At 52.8% G+C, this 773-nt stretch carries 1 protein-coding gene and 1 pseudogene; one reads left to right on the forward strand and one right to left on the reverse strand.

Annotation, left to right across the window (positions count from 1 at the left end; translation table 11 throughout):
- Window positions 1-379: 379 nt before the first annotated feature.
- Window positions 380-574: pseudogene (locus tag TR36_RS14145) on the forward strand (DNA recombination/repair protein RecA); the annotation flags it as partial.
- Here the strand turns inward: TR36_RS14145 and TR36_RS16415 are convergent.
- A partial coding sequence (locus tag TR36_RS16415; RefSeq protein ID WP_275477452.1) for a gamma-glutamyltransferase occupies window positions 489-773 on the reverse strand: 285 nt, incomplete at its 5' end. The pseudogene TR36_RS14145 and the gene TR36_RS16415 sit on opposite strands and share 86 nt — an antisense overlap.

A 773-nucleotide genomic window follows, 5' to 3' on the forward strand; every position in this document is an offset into this window, starting at 1 on the left:
GATCGTCGCGCAAAAGATCGCGGTCATCACAGAGGTGTCGGCGCTTGCGGGAGTATCGGCAGGATATGTCACCGAGGCCGCCGATATGATCGAGGCGAATGCCCTGCGCATCGCCGGGCGCCTGCGTAAACCGGCAATGTGATCCGGGTGCAGAAGCGAAACAGGGATATCAGAAGCCGCTGTTCCCAAAAAACTAACATCGTCTGATTCCTTCGTGAAGCGCATCGTCATTTAAGTATTGCTTAAGCATTTTGGCAAAAAGATCAATTTGATGAAAACCCTTGCTATCTCGGGTCCGCTTGCCCATATAGCATAGGAACAAAAAGAGAATATCAAGCCCGATTGCCGGTGCTTGTAGCCTGTGCGAAAAGGGATTTCGATGGCAACTGCGAACCTCTTTGAATCGAACGGAAAGCGCGAAATGGATAAGGCAAAGGCGTTGGAAAGCGCATTGGCTCAGATCGAACGGCAGTTCGGCAAGGGCTCGATCATGAAGCTAGGGCAAGATAATGCCGTGATGGATGTTGAGGCAACCTCGACCGGATCGCTGGGTCTTGATATCGCGCTTGGAATTGTATCAGCACGCCGGTGCCATCCGCGACCATTCCCGACCCATAAGAGAAGTTGATCGTATAGGTGTTGGAAACAGCGTTGCCGTCCTTATCCACGATCGAGAAGTGCGTGGTCTGATCGCTTTCATAAGGGGTCAGATCGGCGGCTTGATTTCCTCGACGGGTCGCGCGATTGATCGAGATGCCGTCACGGATATCGGC

This window comes from Falsirhodobacter sp. alg1, from assembly GCF_000739715.2.
Classification (GTDB): domain Bacteria; phylum Pseudomonadota; class Alphaproteobacteria; order Rhodobacterales; family Rhodobacteraceae; genus Falsirhodobacter.